The sequence below is a fragment of the Sphingomonas flavalba genome (assembly GCF_004796535.1).
Taxonomy (GTDB): domain Bacteria; phylum Pseudomonadota; class Alphaproteobacteria; order Sphingomonadales; family Sphingomonadaceae; genus Sphingomonas_L; species Sphingomonas_L flavalba.
In genome coordinates this window covers 65,956-79,278 of record NZ_SPHY01000006.1, presented here as the reverse complement: position 1 = coordinate 79,278, position 13,323 = coordinate 65,956, and the positions used below count along the sequence as shown (strand labels likewise).

Here is a 13,323-nt window from a genome sequence, read left to right as displayed (position 1 = left end):
CGGGGGAGGACAAACCGCCGCGCGCCGGACACCGCCGATGCCGGCTGACGCCCCGGCGCTGCGCGTCGACGCACACCACCATTTCTGGCGTTATGCTGACGGCTATTGCGCGTGGATGGCGGACGCGCCGGCGATCCTGCATCGCGACTATCTACCCGCCGATCTGGCGCCGGCGCTGAAGGCGGCGGGCATCGCCGGGACCGTCGTCGTCCAGGCGGCGGAGACGCCGGTCGAGACCGACTGGCTGCTGGCACTGGCGCGGGAGGTGCCGTGGGTGTGGGGCGTCGTCGGCTGGCTCGACCCGGCCGATGCCGGCGCCGTCGCCCGCGCCGAGGCGTGGCGGGCAACCGGTCAACTCGCCGGCATCCGCCTCTGGTATCAGGACGATGCGGATGGCGAGCGGCTGCACTCGGTGATCGGGGCGCCGCTCCTCTCCTGGGCGGCGGCGCACGACATGCCGATCGACCTGCTGATCCGGCCGCGCCACCTGTCGGCCGCCGTCGCGCTGGTCGACGCCAGCCCCGACGTGCGCTTCGTCGTCGACCACGGCGCCAAGCCGGATATCGCCCGCTGGCCCCCCGACGCGGAGGAGCGGCTGCAATGGTGGGACGCGATGGACCGGCTGGCGCGCCATCGCCGGGTGTGCTGCAAGCTGTCCGGCATGGTGACGGAAGCCGCGACCGATTACACCCCCGACAGCCTGAAACCCTATAGCGACGCGCTGCTGCAACTGTTCGGCCCGGCCCGGCTGCTCTGGGGCAGCGACTGGCCGGTGGCGCTGAGCGCCAGCAGCTATGCCGGCTGGGTCGCCTGCACCGATCGCCTGATCGGCCACCTGTCCGCCCCCGAACGCGCCGCCATCCTCGGCGCCAACGCGATCCGTTTCTACGGGCTGACACCGCGCCATTGAGATTTCCGGCGGGCGGCAATAGGCAGTGGGGTCAGGAGGCGGGCCATGCGAGTCTGGCTGGCGGCGGTTGTCGGGGTGTGTGCGGGGCCGGCCGTTGCGCAGGACGCCGCGCCCGTGGCGCTCGATTACCGGGCGGCGCAGCAGCGGTTGCTGGAGCGGTCCGACGCGATCGCCGCATCCGACGCCAATCTGCGCGGCAAGGCGTTGCAGGCCGGGGCGACGCGGTCGCTCGGCCGGCCGGAGGTCGATGTCGAAGCGCAACTGCTCGATTATCAGAAGACGCTCTACCTGCCCTTCGGATCGCTTGCCCCGGTCGCGCAGTCGTTCGGCATAGAGGATCCGTTGCGGTTCCGGCGGCGAGAGACAGCGGTGCGGCCGATCGTTACGGCGACGCTGCCGTTCTACACCGGTGGGCAGATGGCGGGGGTGAAGGCGGGCGCGCGCGCCCAGCTCGACCAGGCGCGTGCCGAACGGCAGGTCGCGGTCGACAAGGCGTTGCTGCAACTGGCGCAGGCCTATTACGGCCAGCAGCTGGCCGAGCAGGCGCTGGGCGTGCGGCGCGACGTGCTCGCCGGGCTGGAGCGGCACCTGTCCGACGCGGTGAAGCTGGAGCGCGAGCAATTCATCAGCCGCGCGCAGCGTCTGCAGGCGCAGGTCGCGCGCGATGATGCCGCGCGCGCGTTCGAGACGGCGGCGTCCGACCTGGCAAGCGCCAATGCGGCGCTGGCCGGGCTGCTGCGCGCGCCCGACGGCGTTCGGCCGCTGACGCCGCTGTTTGTCGATGCGCGGGCGCTTCCCCCGCTGGAGACCTTCACCGCGCGGGCGCTGGATACCCACCCCGAGATCGGCCGGCTGCGCGCGCTGGAGGCGCAGGCCGAGGCGGGGGTGATGATCGAGGAATCGAAGCGGCGGCCGACGCTCTACGGCTTCGGCCAGTATAATTTCGACCGGCGGGATTCTCTGCTGACCGACCCGGACTGGAGCGTCGGCATCGGCCTGCGCTACAAGCTGGCGTCGGGCTTGGGGCGCAACCAGGCGGTGGCGGCGGCGCGGCAGACGGCGCTGCAGGCCGACGCCGGCCTGCGTGAGGCGCGTACCCAGATCACCATTGGCGTGACCGGCGCATGGAACGCGGCGGAGGCGGCGCGCAAGCGCTTCCTGCTGCTCGACAGCGCGCTGGAATCGGCGGGGGAGAATCTGCGGTTGCAGCGGCTGTCCTATCGCGAGCAGCAGGCGACGTCGCTCGACGTGATCGATGCCGAACTGGGCCTTGGCCGCGCCCGCATCCAGCGCGCGCAGGCGGCGCATGACTATGTGCTGGCGCTGGCGCAACTGCTCGATCTCAGCGGGGAGATCGGCGCGCTGCCCGATTATGCCGCCCGCGCCGACAGGGCAGTCCGGTGAGCGAGGAGAGCGAGGAAGCCCGGGCGGCGGAGCCGCCGATGGCCGAGGGGCAGCGCCGCCGCCGGCTAACCATTGTCGCGATGGGCGCTGCGCTGCTGCTGCTCGCGGCGGGGCTGTGGCTTGCCTACCGGCCGGTGCCCGATCTGGTGCAGGGCATGGTCGACGCGCGGCAGGTGCGGATCGCCAGCAAGGTCACCGGACGGATCGCCGCCTTCCACGTCGAGGAAGGGCAGGCGGTGCGTGCCGGGCAGCTGCTCTATACCGTCGCCAGCCCGGAAGTGTCGGCAAGGGCGCAGCAGGCGGATGGGGCGCTAGCATCGGCGCGGGCGGTGGAGAGCAAGACGAACAACGGCGCGCGGCCGGAGGATGTCCGTGCCGCGGAGGCGCAGTGGCGCCGGGCCGATGCGGCGGCGGCGTTGGCGCAGACCACCTACCAGCGCAGCCAGCGGCTGTATGACGAAGGGGTCCTGGCCGGTCAGAAGCGCGACGAGGCACGGACCAACGCCATCGCCGCCGGGGAGGCGGCGCGGGCGGCGCGGGCGCAGTATGACCAGGCGCTCGCCGGCGCGCGGGCCGAAGACAAGGCGGCGGCGCGCGGCCAGACGGAACAGGCGCAGGGCGCGGCGGCGGAAGTGGCGGCGGCAGCGGCCGAGACGCGGGTGATCGCGCCGATCGCCGGCGAGGTCGGCCGCCGGCTGGCTCAGCCCGGCGAATTGGTGCCGCAGGGTTTTCCGGTGTTCGTGCTCAGCGACGTCGCCCATCCGTGGGTGACGCTGACCCTGCGCGAGGACCAGTTGCGCGGCATCGCGCGGGGCAGCGAACTGGCTGGCACCGTGCCGGCGCTGTCCGGCCAGCGGGTACGCTTTCGGGTCAGCTATGTCGCGCCGGCCGGCGATTTCGCGACCTGGCGCGCGACCCGCCAGTCGAGCGGGTTCGACGTCAAGAGCTTCGAGGTCCGCGTCGCACCGCTTGCCCCGGTGCGGGGCCTGCGACCGGGCATGACCGTGTTGTTCGACTGGCCGCAATAGTGCCGGGGGCGGGCGCTGCCTTTCGCGATGGATGGCGCCGGGAAATCCGCTTCCTGCGCGGCAGCGCCTGGGATCTGGCGCTGGTTAGCTGGATTCCGCTGCTTCTGCTGGTGCTGGTTGCCGTTCAGTTCGCCGCCGGGGTGCCGCGCGCGTTGCCGATTGCGGTCGTCGATCTCGACGGCGGCGGCATCGCCCGCGAATTGACGCGGCGGCTGGACGCGGCGCCCGGCCTGCGCGTGGTGGCGCGCCCGGCGGACATGGTCGCGGCGCGGCGGCTGGTCCGCGCCAACCGGGCCTATGCCGTGGTGCTGATCCCGCGCGATACCGAGCGGACGGTGCTGCGCGGGGAAACCGCCGGCCTGACCGTGTTCTACAACGCCAGCTATATGACGGCGTCGGGGGCGGCGCTGCGCGACGTCGGCGCGGTCGTTCAGGCCCACGCCACGCGGCTGGCGGCGGAGCAGGGGGCCGCCGTCACGCCCGGTGCGATCCGCCCGCCGCCGATCGCCGCGCACACCACGATCCTGTTCAACCCGCAGGGCAGTTACGAACTGCAACTGGTCGTGCTGCTCCACCCGGCGTTGCTCCACCTGCTGTTCATGGTCGCGGTGGCGAGCGCGCTGGGCCGGGAACTGCGCGACGGCAGCATCGGGCCCTGGCTGGCCGCGCTGTCCCGGCGGGAGGCGGCGGCCGCCGCCGCCGGCAAGATCGCCGTCTACCTCGCCATCTTCATGGCATGGGGCGTCGTCGCCACCGGCTATCTCGCCGGGCTGCGCGGCTGGCCGATCCTCGGCAGCCCGATGATGATCCTGTGCGGCTATGCGGCAATGTACCTGGCCTATGCGGGGGTGACGGTGCTGGTCACCGCGGTGACGTTGTCGATGGGCAAGGCGCTGTCGGCGACAGGGCTGTATGCCGGCGCGTCCTTCGCCTTCGCCGGCGCGATCTTCCCGATCGAATCCGCGTCGCTGTTCGCGCGGCTGTGGAGCGCACTGCTGCCCTACACCGCCTTCGCCAAGCTGCTTGCCGAGCAATGGATGATGGGCGCGCCAGCCGGCGTGTCGGTGCCGCAACTGGCGATCATGCTCGCCTTCCTGCTTGTCGGTGCGGTCGCGGGGCTGCCGCGCTACATCGCGGCGGCGTCGCGGCCGGCGGTCTGGGGGCGGCGATGATCGGGCGGGCGTTCCGCGCCACCTTCCGCGCGGTGCTGAGCGACGGCACCGCGCTGATGCTGCTGGTCGGTTCGGCGATCCTCTATTCCTTCTTCTACCCCAGCGCCTATGCCGGGGAGGTGCCGACGCGCATCCCGATCGTCGTTGTCGACATGGACAACAGCGGCAGCAGCCGGGCGCTGGTCGGCAGGCTGCGGGCAGTGCAGCAGGCGGAACTGGTCGCGCGGCTGCCGTCGCCGCAGGCGGCGCTGGGCTGGATCGCCGATCGGCGGGCGAGCGCGGCGGTATTGGTCCCCGAAGGGTTCGAACGCAGCATCCTGCGCGGCGAGCAGGGTACGGTCGCGCTTTATGGCAACGGCGCCTATCTGCTGCGCGGCAGCACCGCGCTCGCCGGGGTCGGTGCCGCGCTGGGCGCGCTCGGCCGGGATGCGGCGACGGACCAGGCGATGATGCTCGGGGCGCCGGCGCCGCCGGCGTTCAGCGTCGTCCAGCGGCCGTTGTTCAACACACGCGAAGGTTACGGCAGCGCGGTGTTCCCCGGCGTGACCTTCGTCATCATCCACCAGACGCTGCTGATCGGCCTGGCATTGCTTGCCGCGACCATGCGCGAACGGCACGGCGCGCGGCGTTTCGATGCCGGTGAGCTGGTTGGCATCGCGCTGGCCTTCTTCACCATCGGCTGTGCGAACACGGCTTATTACACCGGCTTCGTCTTCTGGTTTCAGGACATGCCGCGCGCCGCCGGCGGCTTTGGCGCGCTGGCGGTGGCGACGGCGCTGTTCGCGGCGGCGACGGTGGCGGCGGCGCTGGCGCTGGCCAGCCTGTTCCGTACGCGGGAGCGGCCGATCCAGCTATGGATCGTCACCTCGGTGCCGATCTTCTTCCTGTCCGGCCTGTCCTGGCCGGCGGAGGCGATGCCCGGCTGGCTGGCGCTGCTCGCCCGGCTGCTGCCGACGACGCCGGGCATTCACCTGATGGTCGGCATCAACCAGATGGGCGCGACGCTGGCTGAACAGCGGATTGAACTGCTGAACCTCGCCGCGCTGACTCTGCTTTACGGCACGGTCGCGGCGGTCCGTTACGGCCAGTTCCCGGCGCGGGGCGGCGAGGGGGCAGGCGGATGACGGAGCGGCGGCAGGAAGGTGGCGAGACGCGCGGCGAACGGATGCTGGCGCTGCGGCGGGCGCGGATGGCGGCGGCACCGCCGGTGCTGCGCGGCGGTTTCCGGCCGTTCTTCCTTGCCGCCGCGCTGTGGGCGGTGGTGGCGATCGGCCTGTGGGTGGCGATGCTGTCCGGCCTGCCCGCGCCGGGGCCGGGCGACTGGCTTGCCTGGCACCGCCACGAAATGCTGTTCGGCTTCGTCGGCGCGGCGATCACCGGTTATTACCTGACCGCCATTCCCAACCGCAGCGGCCGCCTGCCGGTGGCCGGGCCGCCGCTTGCCGCGCTGGCGCTGCTGTGGCTGGCCGGACGGGCGGCGCTGCTGCTTGCCGGCGGCCCCGGCGGCGCGGCGGTGATGCTGGTCGATGGCGCCTTTCCGCTCGTGCTGGCCCTGCTCGGTGCGCGCGAGGCGCTGGTGATGGGCAACCGCAACCTGCCGCTGGTTGGTCTGGTGCTGCTGCTCGGCATTGCCAGTGTGCTCGACCATGGCGGGGCCGCCGGCTGGGTTGCGGACGATGCGCTCGGCTGGCGCGCCGGCCTTGCCTTGATCGTCGCGCTGATCGCGATGGTCGGCGGCCGGCTGGTCCCGTCCTTCACCCGCAACTGGCTGGCGCGGAACGACGCGACCGGGCGGATGCCGGGCCAGCCCGACCGTTACGACCGCGCCGCGATGGTGGTGACTGCGGCGGCGCTTGCCGGTTGGGCGGTCTGGCCCGATGCGCGGGCCGCCGGCCTTGCCCTTGCCGCCGCCGCGGTAGCGCAGGCGGGGCGGATGGCGCGTTGGCGCGGCGTGACGGCGGCGCGCGACCCGCTGGTGCTGAGCCTGCATCTGGGCTTTGCCTGGCTGTCCGCGGGGCTGGCCCTGCTGGCGGCGGCGGTGCTCGGCGGACCGGTGCCGCGCACCGCCGCGCTGCACGCGCTGGCCGCGGGGGCGATGGCGACGATGATCCTGGCGGTGATGACCCGCACCATCCTGAGCCAGACGGCACGGGATCTGCGCGCCGGGCCGCTGACCGTCGCCGCCTATGCGCTGGTGACGCTGGGGGCGTTGCTACGGATGGCGACGGCATTCGACCTGCTTGGTTATCAGGTCGGGATCGCGGTTTCCGGCGGGCTGTGGGTGGCGGCGTTCGGCGCGTTCCTGGCGGGCTACGCGCCGATACTGTTCGCGCCTCGAGTCGGCGAGCGGTAACGCCGGGCATGTGGGGGCCTCGAGCGGGGAAACGCGCTTTGAACGCGTGCTGGACATCGGCGGCGGAACCGACAATGACGACGGCCTCGCTGCTGCTGGGCCGGGTTGGAGCCCGACTGGAGGACGAAGCCGATGCCATCCCTTTATCGCGCGGCCCGGCCCGCCCTGCGGCCGGGTCTGTGGGGCATGGCGCTGGCGCTGCTGCTGTTGCTGCCGGGCGTGGCGCTGGCGGTGGGGGACGACGCGGCGCGCTGGCGTGATACGGCGGCCCGCGTCACCATTACCCGCGACAATTGGGGGATCGCCCATGTCCGCGGCAAGAGCGACGCCGACGCCGTGTTCGGCGCGATCTATGCCCAGGCGGAAGACGACTTCAATCGGGTGGAGACCAACTACATCACCGCGCTCGGCCGGCTGGCGGAGGTCGAGGGCGAGAAGGCGATCTGGCAGGATCTGCGGATGCGGCTGTACATCGACCCGACCGACCTGCAGGCCCGCCACGCCGCCAGCCCGGCCTGGCTGCACGCGCTGACCCGCGCCTGGGCGGACGGGCTGAATTACTATCTTGCCAGCCACCCGCATGTCCGCCCGCGCCTGATCACCCGGTTCGAACCGTGGATGGCGCTGGCGTTCAGCGAGGGCAGCATCGGCGGCGACATAGAGCGGATTCCGCTGGCCGGGCTCGCCCGCTTCTATGGCGGGCAGGCGCTGGCGCCGACGGCGGAGGAGGCCGGCCTGCGCCCGCGCGAGCCGCGCGGTTCCAACGGCATCGCCATCGCCCCCCGCAACAGCCGCGACGGCCACGCGATGCTGCTGATCAATCCCCATACCAGCTTCTATTTTCGCTCCGAACTGCAGATGACCAGCGACGAGGGGCTGAACGCCTATGGCGCGGCGACCTGGGGGCAGTTCTTCATCTATCAGGGTTTCAACGAGCGGGCCGGGTGGATGCACACATCGAGCGGCGTCGACAATATCGACGAGTTCGCCGAGACGATCGCCCGGCGCGAAGGCCGCCCCCATTACCGCTATGGCGCCGAATGGCGGCCGGTCGCCGAAGCGCCGCTGATCCTGCGCTATCGCACCGCCGACGGCGGGCAGGCGGAGCGGCGCTTCACCGTCTATCGCACCCATCACGGCCCGGTGATCGGCGAGCGCGACGGCAAGTGGATCGCGATCGCGATGATGTTCCGGCCGGTGGCGGCGCTGCAGCAGTCCTTCCTGCGGACCAAGGCGCAGGACTATCAGGCGTTCATGGCGGTCGCGGCGCTCAGCGCCAATTCGTCGAACAACACGCTTTATGCCGATGCCAATGGCGACATCGCCTATCTCCACCCGCAATTCGTGCCGATCCGCGACGACCGCTTCGACTATGCCGACCCGGTTGACGGTGCCGATCCTGCGACCGACTGGCAGGGGCTGACCCCGCTCGCCGCGCTGCCGTCGGTCCGCAACCCGCCCGGCGGCTGGGTGATGAACACCAACAACTGGCCGTGGACGGCGGCCGGCGACGCCAGCCCGAAGGCGGCGGATTTCCCGCGCTACATGGACCGGTTCGGCGAGAATGCGCGCGGCGTCCACGCCGACATGCTGCTCCGCGCCCAGCGCGATTTCACCCCGAAAAGCCTGATGGCGGCGGCTTATGACAGCTATCAGCCGGCCTTTGCGACCCTGATCCCGAAATTGACGGCGGCGTTCGATGCGCTGCCGCGAGGCGATGCGCGGCGGGCGCGGCTCGGCCCGGCGATCGCGATGCTGCGGGGCTGGGACTATCGCTGGGGGGTCACATCCCGCCCGATGACGATCGCCGTCTTCTGGGGCGAGGTGTTGTGGACGCGCTACGGCCCGGCGGCGCAGGCGGCGCGACGGAACGTGCCGGCCTATCTGGCCGATCATCTTGACGATGCGACGGCGCTGGCGGCGCTCGGCGAGGCGCTCGACCGGCTGAGGAAGGATTTCGGCGACTGGCGCGTCCCCTGGGGTGCGGTCAACCGCTTCCAGCGGCTGACCGGCGCGATCGACGGCGTATTCGACGACGGCAAGCCCAGCCTGCCGGTCGGCTTCGCTTCCGCGCATTGGGGCTCGCTGGCCTCATTCGGTGCGCAGCGCGGCGCGGGCACCAAGCGCCTGTATGGCAGCACCGGCAACAGCTTTGTCGCCGTCGTCGAATTCGCGCCGCGGCTGCGCGCCTGGGCGGTCAGCGCCGGCGGCGAAAGCGGCGACCCGGCGTCGCCGCATTTCACCGATCAGGCGGCGGCCTACGCGGCCGGACGGCTGCGGCCGGTCCATTTCTACCCGGACGAGATCGCCGCGAACACCCGGCGGCAATACCGGCCGGGTGAGCGCTAGAGCCCGCGGGCGGCGGCGGAGTGCGGCGACCGGGCAAGGGGGGGTGTCCCGACGGGCCTGGGCGTGTATCCTCTTGCGATGCACCAGCAGCGGACACTGGCGGTTCCCCCCGCATTGGACAGCCGCGACATCAGCCTTTTCCTGGATTTCGACGGTACGCTGGTCGGGCTGGCGGAACGCCCGGACGGGGTTGTCGTTGACCCTGGGCTGGCAGCGCTGCTGCACCGGCTGGCGGGCAGGCTCGGCGGGCGGCTGGCGCTGATCAGCGGCCGGTCGATCGCCCAGCTCGACGCGCTGATCGGCCCGGCGGCGGCTGCGCTGGTGGTGGTCGGCAGCCATGGCGCGGAAAGCCGCAGGCCCGGCGTGCCAGCGGTGCCGGTGCCACGACCGGCGGCGCTCGACGCGGTCGAGGCGGCGTTCCGGCGGGCGTTCGCCGGTAATGCGGCGATCGTCGTCGAGGCGAAGTCGCTTGGCGTCGCGCTGCATTACCGGGGCGACCCGGCGGCGGAAGCGGCGGCGGAGGCGCTAGCCGGGCAATTGGCGGCGACACACGGGCTTCACGTCCAGAAAGGCAAGATGGTGGTCGAATTGCGCGTGGCGGGAGCGGACAAGGGCAGCGCGATCGCCGCACTGATGGCCGGGCCGCCGTTCATCGGCCATCGGCCGGTCTTTCTGGGCGACGACGTGACCGACGAAGCCGGCTTTGCGCGCTGCGTGGCGCTGGGCGGCGCCGGCATACTGGTCGGCCCGGCGCGGCCGACGGCGGCGACCGCCCGGCTAGCCGATGTAGCGGCGGTGCGCGCATGGCTGGCAGCGCTGTGACCGCGACGCTCGACCTCTGGCCGATCGGCAATTGCCAGGTGTCCGCGCTGGTCGACCGGTCCGGCCGGTTCGTCTGGGGGTGCCTGCCCCGGATCGACGGAGAGCCAGCCTTTTCGTCGCTGCTCGACGACAAGCCGCCGGCGGGCGAGGGTGCCTACGGCTTCTGGGAGATCGACCTGGACGGCGTCGTCGAGACCAGTCAGGCCTATCTGCGTAACACGCCGGTGCTGGTGACCCGGCACAGCGACGGCGACGGCAACGCGATCGAGGTCATCGATTTCGCACCGCGTTTCCGCCGGCTGGGGCGGATGTTCCGGCCGACCGCCTTCGTGCGGATCGTCCGGCCGGTATCCGGTTCCCCGCGCGTCCGCATCCGCCTGCGGCCTGGCCGGGGCTGGGGCAGCGCGCGGGCCGGCCATACGCGCGGCACCAACCATATCCGCTACCTGCTGGACGACGGCGTGATCCGGCTGTCGACGACGGCGCCGGTCGGCTGGATCGAGAGCGAGCGGTTGTTCCGGGTCGAACGCAGCCTGCATTTCTACCTTGGCCCCGACGAGAGCTTCGCCGACGACATCGTCGCCGCGCTGGAGCAGATGCTCGACCGGACAGCGACGGAGTGGCGCCACTGGGTGCGCGGGCTGGCGACGCCGTTCGAATGGCAAGAAGCGGTGATTCGCGCCGCGATCACCCTGAAGCTGTGCCAGCATGAGGAAAGCGGCGCGATCGTCGCGGCAATGACGACGTCGATCCCCGAGCATGCCGATTCCGGCCGCAACTGGGACTATCGCTACTGCTGGATCCGTGACGCCTATTACACGATCCAGGCGCTGAACCGACTGGGCGCGCTCGACGTGCTGGAGGGCTATCTCGAATATCTGCGCAACATCGTCGACAACGCCGCCGGCGGGCATATCCAGCCGCTCTACGGGGTCGGCGGCGAGCAGACGCTGACCGAGCGCGTGGCGCCCGGCCTGAACGGCTATCGCGGGATGGGGCCGGTGCGCGTCGGCAACCAGGCCTATGACCAGATGCAGCATGACGCCTATGGCCAGATCGTCCTGTCCAACACCCAGGCGTTTTTCGATCATCGGCTGCTGCGGATGGCCGGCGTCGCCGATTTCGAAGCGCTGGAGCCGGTCGGCGAGCGGGCGTGGGAACGCTATGACCAGCCCGATGCCGGGTTGTGGGAATTGCGGACCCGTGCCCATGTCCACACCTATTCGGCGGCGATGTGCTGGGCCGCCTGCGACCGGCTGGCCAATGCGGCGGCGGCGCTGGGGCTGGAGGCGCGGGCCGCCTTCTGGCAGGCGCGGGCGGACGGCATGCGGGCGCGGATCGAACAGGCGGCATGGCGGCCGGAGAGCAACCGGCTGTCCGCGACCTTCGCCGGCGACACGCTCGACGCCAGCCTGATCCAACTGCTCGAACTGCGTTTCCTGTCGCCCGACGACCCGCGCTTCAAGGGAACGCTGGCGGCGGTCGAGGCCGGTTTGCGGCGCGGGTCCAACATGCTGCGTTACGACAGCGAGGATGATTTCGGCATGCCGCACACCGCGTTCAACATGTGCACCTTCTGGCTGATCGAGGCGCTGCACGCCATCGGCCGCACCGCGGATGCGCGCGCCCTGTTTGAGGAGATACTGGCGCGGCGAACCCCCGCCGGCCTGCTGTCCGAGGACATCGACCCGGTGACCGGGGAATTGTGGGGCAATTACCCGCAAACCTACTCGCTGGCCGGGCTGATCAACTGCGCCGTCCTGCTGAGCAAACCATGGAGTGCCGTCCGCTGACCCGCCTTATCGTCATATCGAACCGCGTGCAGGCGCCGACCGCCGAACAGCCCGGCGCGCAGGGCGGCCTTGCCGTCGCGCTGACCGCCGCGCTGCGGGAAACCAACGGCATCTGGTTCGGCTGGTCCGGGGAAGCGGGGGAGACGGAGGCGCCGCGTTTCGTGACCTATGACGGTGTCACCTCCGCGACGGTCGACCTGCCGGAACAGGATGTCGAGGAATATTACGACGGCTACGCCAACCGGACGCTGTGGCCGCTGTTCCACTACCGCCTCGACCTGACCGAGTTCGAACGCGATTTCCAGGGCGGTTACGAGCGGGTCAACCAGATGTTCGGCGACGTCATCGGTCCGCATATCCAGCCGGACGACCTGGTCTGGGTGCATGACTATCACATGATCCCGCTCGGCTGGATGCTGCGCCGGCAGGGGCTGGAGAACCGGATCGGCTTTTTCCTGCACATCCCCTGGCCGCCGACCAAGCTGCTGACCGCCCTGCCGCACCACCGGCGGCTGGTCGACGCGCTGTTCGCCTATGACGTGATCGGTTTCCAGACCCGCGAATGGCTGGAGACGTTCCACGATTACGTCATCCACGAGATGAACGGCGAGGTGGGCCCCGACGGCGCGGTCACCGTCGGTGCGCGCACGATCCGGGCGATCGCCTGCCCGATCGGCATCGACGCGCAGGATTTCGTCGCCAGCCGCGACAGCGCCGAGGCGGTGGCGACCCACGCGCGGATGGTCGAAAGCTCGATCGGCCGCAGCTTGATCGTCGGTGTCGACCGGCTGGATTATTCCAAGGGGCTGGAAGAGCGGTTCAGCGGCTACCAGCGCTATCTGGAGACGCGGCCCGGCGCGCATGCCCATGTCTATCTGTTGCAGATCGCGCCGCCGTCGCGCGCCAGCGTTCAGAGCTATCAGGACATACGCGCCCAGCTCGACGCGCTGTCGGGGCGGATCAACGGCGCCTTCGCCGATATCGACTGGGTGCCGCTGCGCTACGTCAACCACGGCTATCCGCGCGCTGTGCTGGCCGGCATCTACCGTGCGGCGCGCGCCGGCCTGGTCACGCCGCTGCGCGACGGCATGAACCTGGTGGCCAAGGAGTATGTGGCGGCGCAGGACGCGAAGAACCCAGGCGTGCTGATCCTGTCGCGCTTCGCCGGCGCGGCCGCCCAGTTGGACGGCGCGCTGCTGATCAACCCGTACAGCGCCGACGACATCGCCGACGCGCTCGAGCGCGCGCTCGCTATGCCGCTGGACGAGCGGATCGCCCGCTGGCAGCCGATGTACGACAATGTCATCCGCGAGGACGTGACCTGGTGGCGCAGGCGTTTCACCGATGCGCTGAAACAGGCGCCGACGGGCGGCAGCTTCCTGTAGCGGCGGCGCCGTGTTGTAGACGGACGACGTGGCGATCGAGGCATTCGTGGAGCTGCTGCTGACCCGCTGGGCCGCTGGTTCGGATTAGGGCCGGAAGCGATTTTTCC

At 71.1% G+C, this 13,323-nt stretch carries 10 protein-coding genes; all 10 read left to right on the top strand.

The features are described from left to right. The first annotated feature begins 37 nt into the window (after positions 1–37). Positions 38–910, top strand: a complete 873-nt coding sequence (locus E4A53_RS07720; protein WP_136162517.1) for an amidohydrolase family protein — start codon at positions 38–40, stop codon at positions 908–910. Between the two features lie 45 nt (positions 911–955). Further along, positions 956–2,314 (top strand): TolC family protein, encoded by a 1,359-nt coding sequence (locus E4A53_RS07715; protein ID WP_136162516.1) that lies wholly within the window; start codon positions 956–958, stop codon positions 2,312–2,314. After that, positions 2,311–3,342 carry an HlyD family secretion protein gene (locus tag E4A53_RS07710; RefSeq protein ID WP_239018187.1) on the top strand — a complete coding sequence of 344 codons (1,032 nt, stop codon included), beginning with the start codon at positions 2,311–2,313 and terminating at the stop codon, positions 3,340–3,342. Before E4A53_RS07715 ends, E4A53_RS07710 begins: the two co-directional genes overlap by 4 nt. Further along, positions 3,342–4,514: an ABC transporter permease gene (locus E4A53_RS07705; protein ID WP_136162515.1), complete on the top strand. Its 1,173-nt coding sequence runs from the start codon at positions 3,342–3,344 to the stop codon at positions 4,512–4,514. The genes E4A53_RS07710 and E4A53_RS07705 overlap by 1 nt, the downstream gene beginning before the upstream one ends. Next, entirely contained in the window at positions 4,511–5,638 is a 1,128-nt protein-coding gene (locus E4A53_RS07700) for an ABC transporter permease (protein ID WP_136162514.1), read from the top strand. Before E4A53_RS07705 ends, E4A53_RS07700 begins: the two co-directional genes overlap by 4 nt. After that, positions 5,635–6,867, top strand: coding sequence for an NnrS family protein (locus tag E4A53_RS07695; RefSeq protein ID WP_136162513.1), 1,233 nt, complete (start codon positions 5,635–5,637; stop codon positions 6,865–6,867). Before E4A53_RS07700 ends, E4A53_RS07695 begins: the two co-directional genes overlap by 4 nt. Positions 6,868–6,999: 132 nt before the next feature. After that, positions 7,000–9,216: a penicillin acylase family protein gene (locus E4A53_RS07690; protein WP_239018186.1), complete on the top strand. Its 2,217-nt coding sequence runs from the start codon at positions 7,000–7,002 to the stop codon at positions 9,214–9,216. 78 nt (positions 9,217–9,294) lie between these two features. Further along, positions 9,295–10,038 (top strand): trehalose-phosphatase, encoded by a 744-nt coding sequence (gene otsB / locus E4A53_RS07685; protein ID WP_136162512.1) that lies wholly within the window; start codon positions 9,295–9,297, stop codon positions 10,036–10,038. Beyond that, positions 10,020–11,831 carry a glycoside hydrolase family 15 protein gene (locus tag E4A53_RS07680; protein WP_168694328.1) on the top strand — a complete coding sequence of 604 codons (1,812 nt, stop codon included), beginning with the start codon at positions 10,020–10,022 and terminating at the stop codon, positions 11,829–11,831. Before otsB ends, E4A53_RS07680 begins: the two co-directional genes overlap by 19 nt. Beyond that, positions 11,813–13,216 carry an alpha,alpha-trehalose-phosphate synthase (UDP-forming) gene (locus tag E4A53_RS07675; protein WP_206366268.1) on the top strand — a complete coding sequence of 468 codons (1,404 nt, stop codon included), beginning with the start codon at positions 11,813–11,815 and terminating at the stop codon, positions 13,214–13,216. The genes E4A53_RS07680 and E4A53_RS07675 overlap by 19 nt, the downstream gene beginning before the upstream one ends. Positions 13,217–13,323 lie beyond the last annotated feature (107 nt).

Coding starts and splice junctions, on each gene's coding strand:
- E4A53_RS07700 (WP_136162514.1), top strand. CDS start 4,511: ATGATCGGGCGGGCGTTCCGCGCCACCTTCCGCGCGGTGCTGAGCGAC.
- otsB (WP_136162512.1), top strand. CDS start 9,295: ATGCACCAGCAGCGGACACTGGCGGTTCCCCCCGCATTGGACAGCCGC.
- E4A53_RS07690 (WP_239018186.1), top strand. CDS start 7,000: ATGCCATCCCTTTATCGCGCGGCCCGGCCCGCCCTGCGGCCGGGTCTG.
- E4A53_RS07720 (WP_136162517.1), top strand. CDS start 38: ATGCCGGCTGACGCCCCGGCGCTGCGCGTCGACGCACACCACCATTTC.
- E4A53_RS07715 (WP_136162516.1), top strand. CDS start 956: ATGCGAGTCTGGCTGGCGGCGGTTGTCGGGGTGTGTGCGGGGCCGGCC.
- E4A53_RS07680 (WP_168694328.1), top strand. CDS start 10,020: ATGGCTGGCAGCGCTGTGACCGCGACGCTCGACCTCTGGCCGATCGGC.
- E4A53_RS07675 (WP_206366268.1), top strand. CDS start 11,813: ATGGAGTGCCGTCCGCTGACCCGCCTTATCGTCATATCGAACCGCGTG.
- E4A53_RS07695 (WP_136162513.1), top strand. CDS start 5,635: ATGACGGAGCGGCGGCAGGAAGGTGGCGAGACGCGCGGCGAACGGATG.